General features: G+C 68.6%; 13 protein-coding genes. 6 read left to right on the top strand and 7 right to left on the bottom strand.

Going from position 1 to position 14035, the window contains the following annotated elements:
• Window positions 1–10: 10 nt before the first annotated feature.
• The gene (locus tag GV007_RS16905) at window positions 11–205 is read right to left on the bottom strand and encodes a hypothetical protein (RefSeq protein ID WP_104301194.1); all 195 of its coding nucleotides are present in this window, start codon (window positions 203–205) and stop codon (window positions 11–13) included.
• Between the two features lie 54 nt (window positions 206–259).
• The gene (locus GV007_RS16900) at window positions 260–943 is read right to left on the bottom strand and encodes a response regulator transcription factor (RefSeq protein ID WP_160074682.1); all 684 of its coding nucleotides are present in this window, start codon (window positions 941–943) and stop codon (window positions 260–262) included.
• Window positions 944–1059: 116 nt separating this feature from the next.
• Here GV007_RS16900 and GV007_RS16895 point away from each other — a divergent pair, with 116 nt between their 5' ends.
• The 5 genes from GV007_RS16895 (at window position 1060) to GV007_RS16875 (ending at window position 6478) form a co-directional block, all read left to right on the top strand.
• Complete coding sequence (locus GV007_RS16895) at window positions 1060–1680, top strand: hypothetical protein (protein ID WP_160074680.1); 621 nt, start codon at window positions 1060–1062, stop codon at window positions 1678–1680.
• Window positions 1677–2720: a peptidoglycan-binding protein gene (locus tag GV007_RS16890; protein ID WP_160074678.1), complete on the top strand. Its 1044-nt coding sequence runs from the start codon at window positions 1677–1679 to the stop codon at window positions 2718–2720. The genes GV007_RS16895 and GV007_RS16890 overlap by 4 nt, the downstream gene beginning before the upstream one ends.
• Window positions 2717–3439, top strand: coding sequence for an ABC transporter ATP-binding protein (locus GV007_RS16885; RefSeq protein WP_160074676.1), 723 nt, complete (start codon window positions 2717–2719; stop codon window positions 3437–3439). Before GV007_RS16890 ends, GV007_RS16885 begins: the two co-directional genes overlap by 4 nt.
• Window positions 3432–4619, top strand: coding sequence for an ABC transporter permease (locus GV007_RS16880; protein ID WP_160074674.1), 1188 nt, complete (start codon window positions 3432–3434; stop codon window positions 4617–4619). The genes GV007_RS16885 and GV007_RS16880 overlap by 8 nt, the downstream gene beginning before the upstream one ends.
• A gap of 65 nt (window positions 4620–4684) precedes the next feature.
• Window positions 4685–6478, top strand: coding sequence for a sensor histidine kinase (locus GV007_RS16875; RefSeq protein ID WP_160074672.1), 1794 nt, complete (start codon window positions 4685–4687; stop codon window positions 6476–6478).
• A 21-nt stretch (window positions 6479–6499) separates the two neighbouring features.
• Here GV007_RS16875 and GV007_RS16870 read toward each other — a convergent pair whose 3' ends face one another.
• The 5 genes from GV007_RS16870 to GV007_RS16850 form a co-directional block, all read right to left on the bottom strand.
• Window positions 6500–8320, bottom strand: coding sequence for a carboxylesterase family protein (locus tag GV007_RS16870; RefSeq protein ID WP_160074670.1), 1821 nt, complete (start codon window positions 8318–8320; stop codon window positions 6500–6502).
• A 91-nt stretch (window positions 8321–8411) separates the two neighbouring features.
• Complete coding sequence (locus GV007_RS16865) at window positions 8412–9356, bottom strand: MerR family transcriptional regulator (RefSeq protein WP_160074668.1); 945 nt, start codon at window positions 9354–9356, stop codon at window positions 8412–8414.
• A 127-nt stretch (window positions 9357–9483) separates the two neighbouring features.
• Complete coding sequence (locus GV007_RS16860) at window positions 9484–10368, bottom strand: amidohydrolase family protein (protein WP_236558601.1); 885 nt, start codon at window positions 10366–10368, stop codon at window positions 9484–9486.
• A 46-nt stretch (window positions 10369–10414) separates the two neighbouring features.
• Entirely contained in the window at window positions 10415–12013 is a 1599-nt protein-coding gene (locus GV007_RS16855; RefSeq protein WP_160074666.1) for an SLC13 family permease, read from the bottom strand.
• A 117-nt stretch (window positions 12014–12130) separates the two neighbouring features.
• Window positions 12131–12970, bottom strand: coding sequence for an alpha/beta fold hydrolase (locus GV007_RS16850; RefSeq protein ID WP_160074664.1), 840 nt, complete (start codon window positions 12968–12970; stop codon window positions 12131–12133).
• A 191-nt stretch (window positions 12971–13161) separates the two neighbouring features.
• Here GV007_RS16850 and GV007_RS16845 point away from each other — a divergent pair, with 191 nt between their 5' ends.
• Window positions 13162–13983, top strand: coding sequence for an IclR family transcriptional regulator domain-containing protein (locus GV007_RS16845; protein WP_236558599.1), 822 nt, complete (start codon window positions 13162–13164; stop codon window positions 13981–13983).
• Window positions 13984–14035 lie beyond the last annotated feature (52 nt).

Raw genomic sequence — 14035 nt, 5'->3', positions numbered from 1 at the left:
CGCGAGGTCCTCAGCGAGATGTGCGCTTCGGAACGAGCAGAGTGATGAGGAGAACGGCGAGACCTGCGCCTCCGGCGACGAATCCCGCCATCTGGAGGATCCCGGCACCGATGTTCGCGTCGAGCGCGGTCGGGTCGGTGATGAGGACCGCCGAGGCGAGCGCGATGAATCCGATGGCAAGAAGAATCGTTCCGAGAAGTCGCATGCAGTGTTCCTTTGGTTGAAGCGCGGTTGGGTGTGGTCGTGATGCGTGCCTGGCTCAGCCCTCGTGGAGCGTGTACCCGACCCCGTAGACGGTGAGGAGCCTCGACGGCGTCTGAGGATCGGCCTCGATCTTGGCCCGGAGGTTCTTCACGTGGGTGTCGATCGTGCGGCCTCCGATCCAGCGATCTGTGCCGTGCAGGCGGTCGAGCAGGCGGGCGCGGCTGAGGACGATACCGGGGTGCAGGGCGAACTCCTCGAGCAGGTCGAACTCCGCGCGGGTGAGGTCGAGGAGCCGATCGGAAAGGGTGGCTCGACGCCGCTCCGGGTCGATCTCGAGGTCGCCGACGGCGACGACCCTCGTGGCCGGCGCCGTGCGGTGGACTCGCCGCAGAAGCGCTCGGACTCGGGCGACGAGCTCGCGCGGGCTGTACGGCTTGGCAAGGTAGTCATCGGCGCCGAGCTCGAGCCCGATGAGCAGATCGTTCTCGGTGGAGCGTGCGGTGAGCAGGAGTATCGGGAGCTCGAACTGCTCCTCGCGCAGCGTGCGGCAGACGGTGAGGCCATCGGCCCCGGGGAGCATCACGTCGAGGACAAGCAGGTCGGGCGCAGAGCGACGCACCTCGGCAAGCGCTTCGGCGCCGTCGGCCAGCACCGTCACGTCGTGCCCCTCGCGTTCGAGGTAGCGGCGGACGAGCTCGGACTGCAGCGCATCGTCCTCGACGATCAAGACTCTGGTCACGACCCAACCCTAAGCACGAGCCAGTCATGCGGTCTGGCTCTGCACTGAACGCTCACAAGTCCCTCACATCCGAGGACGAGCGTGGGTCACGGCCGCTCACGACACGAGGAGGACTCATGCTCCGCATCACCCACCGATCCCTGACCGCCGCAGCAGGCGCCATCGCGCTCGTCGGAGTGCTCGCCGCGTGCTCCGCGCCCTCAGCCGACCAGAGCCCTGAGGGTGGCACCGGCATCGCGACGTTGGAGACGGCCGCTCCGGCCCCGACCGAGGCCGCCGATGCGCTCATCGCGGAGTACGGCGAGCCGGTGCGCCTGCGGCTCGACATGTCGGATGAAGAGGAGGCGGACGCCTGGAAGGCGCGGGATCGCTGCCTCGAGGATCACACCGATGCACCGAAGGACGCCCCTGTGGGCGGCGGCGGAGACTCGGTCAGCGCCAGCGACGGTGGGGATCCGGCGAAGGCCGCCGAGGCCGAGGCCCTCTGCCTGCGCGTGGCGCCGCTGCCCCCGTGGGAGCTCGACGTGCAGAACCCGGATGCGCTGCGGTTCGCGCAGGGCGTGGTGGACTGCCTGCATGATCGCGGTGTCCGCGAGGTCGAGATCGCGGAAGCGGACCAGTTCGGCCGGATCAATATCGCCTTCGGCGGTGAGACGAACGATGCCACCTCGATCTCGCTCGGCATGCAGTACGTGGAGGCCTGCGTGGCATCCGAATCGGGTGGGAGCACTGCGTGACCCGGGGTCGCGGGCGCACCGCGCTCATCGTCACGCTCGCGGTCTGCTTCGCGCTCGCCGCGGGCGCCGGCGGTGCCGCCCTGGTGCTCCGGCCCGCGAATGACGCAGGCCCCGTGGAGGAGACAGCCGCGCCGGCCACCGCGGTCGTCGAGCGTGGCGAGCTCGTGCAGACCGCTCGCCTCGACGGTTCCGTCGGCTTCGGCGCCGCGGCCCCCGTGACGACGAAGGCGGACGGCATCATCACCTGGCTGCCCGAGGTCGGCGAAGTCCTCGATCGGGGGTCGGTGGCCCTGCGCGCGAACGAGCGCCCGGTGCCCGTGCTCATCGGCGAGGTCCCGCTCTACCGAGCGATCGACAAGCCGAAGATGGAGGGGGCCGATGTCAGCATGGTCGCGTCGAACCTGATGGACCTCGGCTATCTGTATCCCAGCGACATCGACACGTTCGAGACGGGGAAGCACTTCAAGCAGGCTGTGCGGGACTGGCAGGAGTCGCTCGGCGTCGAGCGCACCGGCATCCTCGGACCCGCCGACGTGGTCGTCCTGAGCGCGTCGAGTCGCGTCGCCGCCGTGAGCGCCCGCCTCGGCGACACTGCGGCTGGTCAGCCCTACACGGTGACGCTCACGACGCGCATCGTCGAGGCGTCCGTCCCGGCGCAGGACGCGGGGGTCATCGGCGCCGGTGCACGAGCCACGATCGAGCTGCCGGATGGACGCGTCGTCGACGGTTCCATCGACAGCGTGGACACGACCGGTGAGGGGGCCGAGGCGAAGGTCGACGCGATCGTCGCGATCGACGATCAGGCCGCCCTCGACGGCGTCGACGCTGCCGCCGTGACCGTCCGCATCGTCACCAGATCTGTGCAGGACGTGCTGATCGTCCCCGTGGCCTCGCTTGTTGCCCTCGCCGAAGGCGGGTACGCGTTGCAGGACGACCGGGGCGGACTGCACGGCGTCGAGATCGGTCTGATCGCGGACGACCGCGTCGAGGTCAGCGGCGAGGGAATCGACGCCGGCATGACGGTGGTGTCGGCACGATGACGACGACGCCTGCACTCGAGCTCGAGCGCGTCAGCCGCATCCACCCCGGCGGAGTCGTCGCCCTCGACGACGTCTCGCTGCAGATCGACCCCGGTGAGCTCACCGCGATCGTCGGACGCTCCGGCGCCGGCAAGTCGACGCTGCTCAACGTGCTCGGCACGCTCGACCGCCCCACGAGCGGTGCGGTTCGCATCGGCGGGACCGACACCCGAAATCTCACGGATCGCGGGCTCTCCACCCTGCGGGGCAGCACGATCGGGTTCGTCTTCCAGGGCTTCCACCTGAGCGACGGAGTGACCGCCGAGCAGAACGTCATGATGGCGCTCCTCTACAGCGGCGTTCCGAGGCGAGCGCGCCGCGATCTCGCCCGCGCGGCGCTCGAGCGCGTCGGGCTCGAGCACCGCATGGGGCACGCGGCGCAGGAGCTCTCCGGCGGCGAACGGCAGCGAGTCGCCATCGCCAGGGCGATCGTGACCGATCCGCTCGTCGTCCTCGCCGACGAACCGACCGGCGCCCTCGACACCGCGAACGGCGAACGCGTGCTCGGCCTGCTCGAGCGACTGCACGACGAGGGCACCACCGTCGTCGTCATCACCCACGACGTCGAGCTCGCCACGCGACTGCCGCGGCGCGTCGAGCTGAGAGACGGCCGCATCATCGCCGACACGAACACCGACACCACCACCGATGCCAGCGCCAAGGCGGTAGAGCATGCGTGAGCGCCGGAGACGTCTCGGCCTCCGAGACCTGCTCGAGGTGGGCACGGTCGGGCTTCGCACTCGGCCGCTGCGCGCCGTGCTGTCCACCATCGGCATCGCCATCGGCATCGCCACGCTGGTGACCGTCACCGCGGTGCCCGCGTCCTCGCAGGCCGCGCTCGACGAACAGCTCACCGCGCTCGGCGCGGACCTGCTGCGCGCCGACCCACGTGCAGGTGCCGACGGAGACCCCGTCCCGCTTCCGGCCGAGGCGCTCGGCATGCTGCAGCGCATCGGGGCCGTGACCGATGCCGCGACGGTCGGCAATGCCCACGCCCCCATTCGCAGCAACGAGCTCCGCGAGTACCCGGAGACCGGGTTGACGACGCTCGCCGTTCGCGGTGACCTCCCCGCGGTGCTCAGGGCGGAGGTGGCCTCCGGTCGCTGGCTGACCGAGAGCGACCTGCCCACAGCGGTGCTCGGCATCGACGCCGCTGAGCGGCTCGGCCTGTCCCAGCTCCCCGACCGTCCAGTCACGATCGACGTCGGCGGCGTCGCGTTCACCGTCATCGGAGTGCTCTCAGCGACGCCGCTCTCCGGCGACCTGCAGTCAGCTGTCCTCGTCGACGATGCTGCGGCGCAGCGCTGGCTCGGCTTCGATGGCGCACCGACGGTCGCCTACGTCACCGGTGACGAGGCGTCGATCGAGGCGCTGCGTCCGGTCGTCGCCGCGACCCTCTCCCCGGGGGCGAGCGGGCTCGTGCAGGTGAGTCAGCCCTCAGCCGTCCTCGCCGCGAAAGACGCCGCCCGTTCCAACTTCGATGGGCTGTTCCTCGCGCTCGCCGCGGTCGCGCTCGTGATCGGCGGCATCGGCATAGCGAACACGATGTTCGTCTCCGTGCTCGAGCGTCGCCGGGAGATCGGCCTGCGACGCGCGCTCGGCGCACACCGGGGGCAGATCCGGGCCCAGTTCCTCGTGGAGGCGATCCTCCTCTGCGCGCTGGGCGGCGCATCCGGAGTGCCGCTCGGGCTGCTCGGCACCGCAGCCTGGAGCGTCGTGCAGGGGTGGCCGCTGGTCGTTCCGGTGGAGACGATCGTGGCAGGTATGACAGCGGCGCTTGCGACAGGCGCTGTCGCCGGACTCGCCCCCTCGATCCGCGCCGCGCGACAGTCGCCGACGGCGGCCCTTGCCGCGACGTGAGCAGGCAGGGCGTCGACCGTGCGGATGCCATTCCGGGCAACAGCGATGAGAGCATGGCGGACGACATGAGCAGAAGCCGAAGAACCGGGGCCGCGGGCGCCCGACGTGTGCCCCGACTGCTCGCCCGCTACCTCGCGGCTGGAGTGCTGCTGGTCATCGCGTCGGCGGGCGGCACGATCTGGCTCGCGGAGACCTCCGAGTACCGCTACGACGAGCAGGCGTCCGGCGCCGCGCTCATGTGGGACGAGCAGGTGATCGACGAGCTCACGAACTGGGCTGGGAGCCACACCGACTGGAGCACCGTCGGGCCAACGCTGCTGCTCCTCAGCAACGAGACGGGGCGCCGCATCGCCGTCATCGACGCTGCGGGGACGGTCATCGCCGACACGGCGCCCGAGCTGCCCCGCCCAGCGAGCTCCACTCGGCTGCTCGACCCGCTCGAGCCTCTCTCCGACCCGGTGACGCTCGAGCCGCAGCTGCACGAGGGAATCACCGGGCCCTTCCTGCTCGATCAGACGCAGCGCGACCAGCTCACAGGGCAGGCGAGCGCGGTGGTGGAGTGCCTGGGTGACGCGCTCGTCGACACGACGGTGTGGGCGAGCGGTCGCCCCGTGGTCGTCGGCGGAAAAGACGCCCCAGATTGCGGCCGTGCGGCCCTGGACACGCCGCTGCCGAGCGAGCGGACCGCCCTCGACGAGCTCCGCGATCGCACGAACGCGTGCCTGCTCGCGGCAGATGCCCCTCTCGTCACCGACGTCGAGCTCGCCCTGCCCCCGTCGAACGACTCCGCGCGTCTCGCGCTGCGCGCCGTCCCGGCGAGCGGCGATACCGCAGACGAGTGCCTCCTGCAGGCGCGCATCGACCAGTCCGAGGCGACGACCGCGCCCGCGGTGCACGTGGTCCTCACCGACGAGCGAGGCGGCCCGCGGGGTCCGCTCGACGCGAGCCCAGGATCGATCGCCCGCTTCGGAGTCTTCATCGTGGTGCTGCTCGCGCTCCTGTCGGCAGCTGCCGCGCTCATCATCGGGCCGACCCTGCGGAGCGCGCGCCGACTCGAGACCGCCGTCGATCGCTTCAGCGCCGGTGACCGCGACGCTCGCACGGGGCTGCATGCCCGCGACGATCTCGCCGGGATCGGTGCGGCATTCGACCGCATGTCCAGCGAGATCGCCGGGCACGAAGCGTCCCGCCGGCGTCTGCTCGGCGATATCGCTCACGAGCTGCGCAGCCCGCTCACGAACATCCGCGGATGGGTCGAGGCTGCGGACGATGGACTCGGCCTCGATCATGCGGCGCTCCGCCGGCTCGTGCTCGACGAGGCCAGTCGCATGGAACGCATCACCGGCGACCTCCAGCTCCTCGCACTCGCGGAGTCCGGTGACCTCGCGCTGGAGCGCACACGGTGCGATGCGGCCGCCGTCGTGCAGGAGCTCGCCGAGGCGTACCGAGCCCGCGCGGCCACCGCAGGCGTCGAGCTGAACGTCACGACCCCCGAGCAGCTGCCGCTCACCACCGATCCCGCCAGATTGCGGCAGATCCTCGACAACCTCCTCTCGAACGCGCTCCGGCACACGCCGTCCGGCGGACGCGTCGACGTCGAGGCGGCGACAGCAGACGGCACGGTGCGCATCGCCGTGATCGACACCGGGACGGGCATCGCCCCAGCCGACCTTCCCCGCGTCTTCGATCGCCTCTGGCGCGGGGAGCCCTCCCGGGCCCGCGCAGGGCAGAGCACCGGCCTCGGCCTCTCGATCGCCCGCAGCCTCGCCGAAGCGCTCGGCGGCACCATCCAGGCGTGGAGCACCCTCGGCGAGGGCAGCCGGTTCGAGGTGTCACTGCCTGCGCTCAGGCCGCAGTGACGAGTTCCGCGTGCGGCGGGATCAGCCCTGAGCCAGCCAGAAGTCGACCTCCTGCTGGCGCGGCCTCGGGACGACCCTGGTCTCGTCGCCGAGCTCGAGGACGTGATCGGGAGAGGCCTGGAGCGTGGGCCAGGCAGGCCGCGCACCGCCGTTCGGGTTTCCAGTCGTGACGAAGGCCAGCCAGTAGCCGGTCATCTCGGCCTCGAGACGACGATCGATCGCCTCGTAGGCGACGTCCCCATCGGCCCCCAGATTGCCGTACGCGTACATGACCTCGGCCCCGTGGTACGCGCCGAATCGCTCGAGTGCGGGGTCCGGAGGCACCCGCGTGAAGAAGTACGGATAGACGTTCCCGGCACCCGTCGCCGCCGCGCTCACGCCCCACTCGTGGGTCGGACTGATCATGGATCTGTCGGTCTCCGCCCGCACGCGCGAGTCGAGCACCTGCTCGGCGGTCTCGCCCGGGTACAGCTGCAGGAAGGCATCCGCCTCCGCGCCGTAGGCCTCGCGGGCTTCCTGCTCGTAGGCGCTCGGATCCGTGTCCAGGCTCCCCAGCAACGACAGCGAGGCTTCGTCCGCGTTGCTGCCCAAGAGCAGAGGGACATCATTCTGCGCCCCGGCGGCGTAGATCTCGGTGGGCGAGGCGGGGAGCAGCTCGCCGTCGATGTGCGGCCACCAATGCGCCGACAGCGAAGCCGCAGCTTCCTGGATCGTCTCGGAGGGCAGTGCGCGCAGCTCGGCCAGACTGGCGACCCCGAGCGCTTCCTGCAGCGAGGCTGCGGCCGCGCGCGCGTTCTCCGCGGTGTCGTACAGGTCGCCGGCGCCTCTGTCACCGGCCGTTCCGAGACAGCTGCCGCTCTCGCCGATGAGGCCGTGGACGAGCCCCGCGGCGAGCGGGGAGACGCCGAGGATGCAGGCGCTGCCGGAACCCGCCGACTCCCCTGCCACGGTGACCCGGCCAGGATCGCCCCCGAACGCCGCGATGTTGTCCTGCACCCAGTGCAGCGCGGCGATCTGATCACGCAGACCCTGGTTGCCGCCGGCATCCCCCAGCTCCTCATCCGCGAAGAAGCCGAACACGCCCAGACGGTAGTTGATGGTGATGACGATGGCCTCGCCGCGAGCAGCCAGCGCGGCACCGTCGTATGCGGGAAGCGCCCCAGACCCACCGGTGAATGAGCCACCGTGCACGAACACCAGCACCGGAAGCCGCTCTTCGGGCTGCGCCGAACTGCTGCGCCAGATGTTGAGCCGCAGCGCATCCTCGTCCGTGGCGTAGCCACCGAGCAGGGTGTTCTCGAGCGGCACATCCATCACCTGCGTCGCCGCGCGGACGAAGAACGACGGCTCGGATTGGACAGCAGAAGGGCCGAAATCGTCCGCGATCAGGGTCTCCGCGCGAGGAAGCGCGGGCTGCGGCGCCGCCCACCGCAAGTCGCCGACGGGAGGGGCCGCGTACGGTATGCCGGCGAATGCCTCGACCCCGGCTTCCTCGTCGCGCACCCCGACCACCGCTCCCTGCTCGGTCGCCACGGCGGCGGTGTGCGCACCATCGATGGTCCGGGTCACGATCGGCGGACCAGCCGCGATGGCAATCGCTGCGACGAGGGAGGCGGACACCAGCCATGCCGGCACCTGCACGAACCACCGGCGAGAGCCCCACGTGTGCGCCGCGAGCGCGACGAGCAGCACGCTGGCGCCCACCAGCAGCCAGGCCCACCAGAGCCCTTGGTTGAGCCAGACCAGAACCCCGCCGAGGGCCGAGACCAGCGCAAGCGGCACCCACCACCTGGCGCCGACCTTCGGCGTCCGGGACGCGCGCGGAGTTCGCGGACTGCTCATGGTCTTCTCCTCGTTTCAGCTCTCAGATACCTCACCGCACCGCGACCTCCGCAAAGGCAGGATGCGCGACGATGACTCGCGTCGTGGTGGGTCAGTAGAGCTCGAGCGCCAGTTCCTGGGCGAGTTCCATGCTGCGCCAGCGCGCGGGCGAGAAGTCGTACGGCATCATCTGGACGGCCTCGGCGAGGCTCGTCCCGCGCGCTGCACGGGCGTCTTCGGCATCTTCGGCGGCGTCCTCGGCGTCCTCGGCGCCCTCGTCGTCATCGGCAGGAGCAGGAGCATCGGCAGGAGCAGGAGCGGGATGCGACTCCTCCCAGGCGTCGAAGCGGTCGTTGTCGGCCTGCGCGAGGCCGGAGCTCTCGATGACCCCGTTGAGGGTGGCCTCGAAGGCGGCCCGTTCAGCGGCCACCTCAGCCACGCGGGGGTCGTCGACGGCGACGGTATCGTCGAGCGCCTCCTCGGCGGCGTCGATGCGGTCGGCCTCCTCCCGCAACTCCGGGTGGGTGGCCAGGGCGATGAACCGCGATGCCTGGACGGAAGCACCGAGTGCGCCGAAGATCCGCTCGGTCACGAGCAGGGTGTCCAGGTCGTCCTGCCGCAGGGCCCCCTCTGGCAGCTCTGCCAGGCGGTCGCTCACGACATCGGAGAGCAAGCCCAACCTGCTGCCCTGCGCGCGCATGCGCTGCACCGCCGTCCGCTGCCGCTCGAGTTCGGCCTGCCGCGCGACGAGGGACTCCTCCAGCCGCTCGAGGATGCGCGCGACATCGCCGCCGCTGCCGATTGAGTCGGCCACGCCCGCGTCCGCGAAGGCATCGCGGATGTCGTCCAAGGCGATGCCGGCGTCGGCCATCCGACGGATCCACAGCAGCTGGATCATCTCGTCGTAACCGTAGCGGCGGCGGTCGTCGCTCCCCCGCGCCGGCTCCGGGATCAGCCCCAGCTGGTGGTAGTGGCGAATCGCGCGGGGCGTGGTCCCGACGAATTCGGCGGCTCCGCCGATCGTGACCTGGCGGGGCGGGATGAACGACGACAGCATGTGGGGCCTTCCTCGGGGGTGGCTGGATGCATCCACTGCACCACATGACGCTGCGGAAGGTGCAAGTCCGCCGTCGATCCGCGCGTGGGAAGACAACCGCCACAGTGAAGTCCGGGCCCCTGTCGAGTCAGATTGTCCCGAACCCGAAGCACTCCTCAGCGTTGTCGACAAGCAGGCGTTTGAGGCCATCTGCGTCCGGCACGATGTGCGTGAGCGCGTCGACGAGAGCCTCATCTCTTGGCACGAAACCGTGCGTGTTGGGGTGCGGATAGTCGCTGCCCCACACACATCTCTCCGGGAATGCTGCAGAGAGGCGCCGGGCAATCTCGATGCCGTCTCGCATGCTGGGCAGTTGGCGCGACATGCGGTCGATTCCGCTCAGCTTGACCCAGACATCGGGCCCTGCCAACAGCTCGGCCACCGTCTGGAAGCCGGGGCTCAGCACTCCGTCCGTGTTCTCGAAGCGTCCCATGTGGTCGAGCACGATGCGGATGGGGAGCCGGTGCAGGAGATCGGTGATCCCGCGCAGCGCGTCACCCATGGCATGAACCTCGAGGTGCCATCCGTACGGACCGACGAGGTCGGCGAGACGCTCGATGTCGGCTTCCGTCGGCCCCTGTCCCAGGTGCGGGGCGAAGTGGATTCGTGTCCCGCAGAACCCTGCCGCATCCAGGCTCGCGACTTCGGCCTCGGTTGTCGTTCGCGAGAGCAGCGCAGTCGCACGGTAGCGACCTTGTCCACGTTCCAGGGCGTCCAGAAGAACCGAGTGGTCGCTGCCGTGGGCTGCAGACTGAACCAGCACGGCCCGCTCGAATCCCAGCGTGCGATGCATCGCCTCGAGGTCTTCCAACGACACGTCCTCGGGCGTGAACGTTCGATCTGGCGCGAAGGGAAAGCGGTCGTGCGGCCCGAAGAGGTGCACGTGCGCATCGCAGCTGTTCTGCGGGAGAGGCACGCTCGGTGCGCGCGTGTCTCGGTGCGGGCCGGGAGTGGTGACCTCGAGGTCATGCATCGGAAGCCAGATTCCTTTCGTTGTGGTCGACGTGAGCGCTGCAGACCTAGCTGAAGACGACTGGCGCCCAGAGCCAGATGAAGAGCACGATCCAGAAGATGCCCATGATGCTGACGAAGAATCCGTTCCTGACCATTTCTCGGATCGTGACGAGTCCCGTGCCGAACATGATGCTGTTCGGTGGCGTGGCCGCTGGCAGCATGAAGGCGCAGTTCACGGCCAGGGTTGCTGCGAGCATGACCAGCAGCGGATCGTAGCCGAGCGAGAGGGCGAGCGTCCCCATGAGCGGCACGAACAGAAGCGCGGTGGCCGAGGTGGAGGTGAATTCCGTCATGAAGACGAGGGCGGTCACGATGAGGAGCACCGTGACGAGGAAGGGCAGGCCGCTCAGACCGAGGAACTGGTCTCCGACCCACTCGGAGAGACCGGTCTCGCTGAATGCCTGCGCGAGCGCGAGCCCTCCGCCCAGCATGATCAGGATGCCCCACGGCGTCTTCTTCGTGTCTTCCCAGACCAGGACCCTGGGGCTCTCTTGACTCTTCGCAGGCAGCACGAACAGCAGCACGGCGCCAAGAATCGCGATCATGCCGTCCGAGATATCCGCGACGAACGGATCGATGAGCCAGGGCCTTGAGATCCAGAGGAACGAGACGAAGAGACCGACGAAGGCGATCTTCTTCTCTTCGCCACTCATTCGACCCAGCGCGGCGTGCTCCTTGTCGACGATCTCCTTGCCGCCGGGGATGGTCTTGAACGACATCCGGTAGCGGATCTTGGTGAGGTAGAGCCAGAGGAGGATCAGGAAGGTGAAGGCGAAGGGGATGCCGAAGGCGATGTACTGCACAAACGAGACCTTGACACCGGCGAAGATCTCCGCCTGAGCCAGGAAGAGCGGAATGCTCGTGCCTCCCAGCACGGTGCCAGTCCCGGCAATGGTCGCTGCATAGCCGACACCGAAGATCAACGCGCGTTCGAACTTCTTCACGTCCGAGGTCTCGGCTTCGGTCTTCATGGTGTTGACCTGGGCGACGAGCGCCATGCCCATGGGGATCATCATCATCGCCGCCGCCGTGTTGGTCACGAAGAAGGAGAGGAAACCTGTCGCCAGCATGAAGCCGAGGATGAGGCGCTGGACAGAGGTACCCAATATGCGGATGATTCCGAGCGCAAGGCGGCGATGGAGCTGCCATTTCTCGAGCGCCCCGGCGATCAGGAAGCCTCCGAGGAACAAGAAGATGATGTTGTTCCCGTACGCCGAGAACGTGTCGCTCGCGGACATCGCACCGGTGAGTGGGAAGACGAGGATCGGAACGAATCCGGTGACCGGCAGTGGGACACATTCGCTGATCCACCAGATCGCCATCCAGGCAGTGACGCCGAGTACAGAGGCGGACATGTCGGACATGCCCTCTGGGCGGTAGAAGAGAGCGAGCACCGCGAAGGATGCAGGCCCCGAGACGAGGGCAATCCACTGCCAGAGCGAGAGCTGCCCGGGTGGGCGCTGCTGTTTCCCCTCGGCCTCGGCGGGGACGTGGATACTCCCGGTTTCTCCCCGCCCGGAGAGCGGGTTCATAATGCGCTTGAGGACGAGCTTCGTTTTATCGTGCTCGTTCCACATGCCCTGGTAGATGCTGATGACTGACATGTTCCTACCTGTCTTCTTTGACGTGGGTGTGGCGTTCGGCATCCGCCGCCGGTGCGGGGGCGGGTATCTCGTGCGCTGGAGCTCGCGGCCGATCAGCACCAGGCGCAACAGCGCTGATCAGCGGCGAGTGTCCTGGCTGGGGAGCGCACGAGCGTAGTCCGCGACCGCTCGAGCGAACGCCTCGGGCTGCTCGGGAAGCAGCGCGTGACCGGCATTCTCGATCGTCTGCACTGTGACCCGTTCTCCAAGCATCGGCCGATAGATGTTCGGGATGACAACCGCGTCGAACTCTGCCTGCAGGTCGAGGATGGGCTTTCCACCCGCTTCGAAGTACGCGTCAACGGGTGTCGCTTCCCTGGCATGGGCCTGCGCTTCGTGCGCGGGCTGCGACCAGCCGTCGAGCCAGACGCGGGGGTCGTGCCCAGGGGCGAAGAATGCCGCCGTGAGGCAGCGGATACGCTCTTCTTCGCTGAACCGCCGGTCGCCCGAACGATCGATCTCCTGACGCAAGCGCTTGTACGGCTGCTCCTTCGAACCGACCGGAACCTTCCCGGCCGACGCTGCGGCGAGGACGAGCGCACGCACGAGATCAGGGCGGAGCTCGGCGAGCATCCGAGCCGGCTGGCTTCCGAACGCATGACCGACGACGATGGCGTCTGAGATGCCGAGATGGTCAAGAGCGAGAGCGACATCCTGCGCCAGGTCGTGCATGGTCAGACCCTGAATCGGGCCGGTGCTGGCACCGACCCCTCGTGGCTCCGGCCTGAGGACGCGAAACCCATCTGCGGCCAACAAGCGCGCGACGACATCAAAGTCAGCGGCGCCTCGCCCGAGCGACGGCAGGAGCACGACCGCGGCCCCGGCGCCCTGGTCATAGACCTCCACGGAGACGCCGGCGGCCGTGGTGACAACGGCCGACTCAACGTCTGCGGCGGATGGTGAAGCGATAGATGACATTCTGCACCTCCATGTGCGGCATGGCCAACGAAGCGACCAATCGGCGTACAAACGTACGCATGACGTACGTTTTCATAAATCGAAACGGAGATCAACCCCCCTCGGACAGTCATCCACCGAATGCGGAGACAGGAGGGCTCTACAGTTGAGAGTTCCGGCGGGGCGTTCGCATGCTCCCCTCGGAACGAAGAATGACCTTTGCGATCGCGGGGCCGGCGCTGCCGCTTACGCTCGATATGGAGGCCACTATGGGCGGAACCGACGAGATCGGCGCGGTAGTCAAGGCGTTGAACGTGCTTCAAGTGTTCTCCTCCGAACTCCCAAGAGCCTCGATCAGCGAGGTTGCCGAGGCCAGTGGCTACACGAGGCCGACTGCGCGGCGCATCCTGATGACGTACGAGCAGCACGGCTTCCTGGCGACTGATGGCAAGTACTTCTGGCCAACCCCCAAGGTGCTGCGCCTCGGGTTCACGTACCTGTCCTCCCTGCCGTACTGGGACATCGCACAGCCCCACCTGCGTCTACTCGCCGACGAGCTGGAAGAATCGTGCTCCTTGGCGACGCTTGACGGCACCGAGGTGGTCTACGTCGCCCGCGTGGCGGTGCGGCGGTCTGTCATCCAGCTCAACGTCGGATCGCGACTTCCCGCCCATGCGACATCGCTGGGCAAGGCCATCCTGGCGTTCTCAACGCAAGCCACGCTCGATGACTACCTGGCGCATGCCACCTTCGAGCAGCTGACACCGAACACCGTGCCCGATCGAACACGCTTCTCCGAGCAGCTCGAGCAGGCACGCGTCGAGGGATTCGCCATCAACGACGGAGAGCGTGAGATCGGCGTCTCGTCCGTTGCGGCACCACTCCTGTCCCCGGCCGGCGTCGCCCTCGGGGCGATCAACGTGTCCGTGAATTCGCTTCGCGTTCCGTTCGACACGCTCAAGACGCAGTACGCGCCACGCTTGCTCGAGACCGCGCGGGCGATCTCCGAAGAGATGTCGTATTCAGGCCGGTAGCCCCGGCGGCCATCTCGGCCTGGACCTCTTGAGCGGGTGAACTCTGCCCCGC

The sequence above is a fragment of the Pseudoclavibacter sp. 8L genome, from assembly GCF_902506465.1.
Classification (GTDB): domain Bacteria; phylum Actinomycetota; class Actinomycetes; order Actinomycetales; family Microbacteriaceae; genus Pseudoclavibacter.
The sequence above is the reverse complement of the archived record's forward strand: the minus strand, read 5'-3'. Positions and strand labels throughout refer to the sequence as shown.